This window comes from Halorubrum sp. Ea8, from assembly GCF_002252925.1.
Taxonomy (GTDB): Archaea; Halobacteriota; Halobacteria; order Halobacteriales; family Haloferacaceae; genus Halorubrum.
Genome location: NZ_NHPF01000038.1, coordinates 1 through 1,730, shown reverse-complemented (window position 1 = coordinate 1,730; position 1,730 = coordinate 1). Strand labels below are relative to the sequence as shown.

The following is a 1,730-nucleotide window of genomic DNA, read 5'->3' as shown; positions in this document are numbered from 1 at the left end:
CGCCAGAATCGTGATCGCGCTCGATGTCGACCGCGATCACGATTCTGGCGTCGGCGAAGCGGGCGCACTCGACGTTCGCGAGGTCCCGGTCGTGGAGGTTGATCTCGGCGATGCTGCCCGCCCCCTCCGCGACGACCACGTCGTGGTCGGCCGCCAGTCGGCGGTGCGCCGCGACCGCCGCCTCGCGGGCGGCCTCCCAGTGCGACTCGTAGTACTCGCCGGCCGCGTAGTGGCCGACCGCCTCGCCGTCGACGATCAGCTGGCTCTCGCCGTCGCCGCGCGGCTTGAGCAGCACGGGGTTCATGTCGGTCGTCGCCGGGACCCGGGCGGCCCGGGCCTGCACGTGCTGGGAGACGCCGATCTCGCCCCACTCGCCGTCCGGCGCCAAGGCGACCCGGGCGTTGTTGCTCATGTTCTGCGCCTTGTACGGCGCCACCGAGACCCCGTTCCGCGCGAGGTGCCGGCAGAGCCCGGCCGCCAGCGTGCTCTTGCCGGCGTGGCTCGCCGTGCCGGCGATCAGGACCGTCTCGGCGTCGGGGTCGGTCATCCGGGTCGGAAGTCGGCGGTCACGTCAGTACTCCGTCCCCCGCCGCGCCCGGTGTCCCGCGTCGAAGGGGTGCGCCACTTTCCGGACGTTCGTGATCAGGTCGGCGACGCCGTCCAGGTACGCCGGCTCCGCGTGGCTCCCGGTGAGGACGAGCTCGAGCCCGTCCGGCTTCGACTCCGCGAGCGCGACCACGTCCCCAGGGTCGACGAGGCCGCGGTCGGCCGCGTACAGCAGCTCGTCGACGATCAGCATGTGGACCCCGTCGTCGGGGTCGCCGTCGAGCGGGAGCGGCGCCGTCAGGTCCGCGTCGGCGGCGCCGGCGACGAGCGCCTCGGCGCGCTCGAAGGCGGCCGCGGCCTTCGCCTCGTGCTCGCCGTCCGCGGAGCCGTCGAGCAGTCCGTGCCAGCCGTAGTGGCCGGCGTTCTCGTATGTGAACCCCGGCATCGCGGCGATCGCGTTGTACTCGCCCCTGACGCCCTCGACGCTGTCCGCGCCCCCCTTCATGAGCTGGAGCATGTGGACGCGGTAGCCGTGCCCCGCGGCCCGGAATCCCATCCCCATCGCCGCCGTCGTCTTCCCCTTCCCGTCGCCCCACCAGGCCTGCACGAGCCCGAACTCCTCGGGCGCGGCCGGCTCGATCGGCTCCGGTTCGGGGGCCGTGCCGCCGCCGGGAGTCCGGGACGCCGGGTGCTCGGCCGCCGATTCGTCGCCGTCGGTCGGTTCCTCGTCGGTCGATACGTCCGCGTCGCCGTCGGTGTCTGTGTCGTCGTGTGTCATGGGTCGAAGACCTCCGCCCGCTCGTCGGCGACGACGCCGTGCTCGGCGTCGCCGGCCGGACCGGGCAGGTCGCCGTCCGGGTACCGCGACCGCAGGCTCGCGCGCACCGCGTCCCGGACGCAGGCGCGGGCCGCCGCGCCGACCGGCGTGGCGCTGCCCGAGAACGCCGCCGGCTCCCCGTTCGGGTCGTCGGCGACCGCGACCGCGTCGCTCGTCGTGCCCGGCACGCCCGCGGTCGCGAGCAGGGTCGCCGCCTTCGCCTCGGCCGCGACGGAGACGAGGTTCGCGGCGGCGCCGGGCGCGAGCCGCCGGGTGGTCCCGACGATCAGGTTGACCGTGCCGGGTCGCGGGCGGTCCTCGGTCGCCGCCTCGGGCTCGCGCTCCCGAGCGCCGTCCCCGGGCTCTC

General features: G+C 75.2%; 3 protein-coding genes. All 3 read right to left on the bottom strand.

Translation table 11 applies throughout. From position 1 onward, the window contains the following. Nucleotides 1-547: AAA family ATPase (locus DJ74_RS03015; protein WP_176451298.1), on the bottom strand; the 547-nt coding region annotated here is incomplete at its 3' end. A 24-nt stretch (nt 548-571) separates the two neighbouring features. After that, nucleotides 572-1,324: a cob(I)yrinic acid a,c-diamide adenosyltransferase gene (locus DJ74_RS03010; RefSeq protein WP_094523278.1), complete on the bottom strand. Its 753-nt coding sequence runs from the start codon at nt 1,322-1,324 to the stop codon at nt 572-574. Beyond that, on the bottom strand, nt 1,321-1,730 hold a 410-nt coding region (locus DJ74_RS03005; protein ID WP_254922127.1), incomplete at its 5' end, for an adenosylcobinamide amidohydrolase. The genes DJ74_RS03010 and DJ74_RS03005, both read right to left, overlap by 4 nt.

Coding starts and splice junctions, on each gene's coding strand:
- DJ74_RS03010 (WP_094523278.1), bottom strand. CDS start 1,324: ATGACACACGACGACACAGACACCGACGGCGACGCGGACGTATCGACC.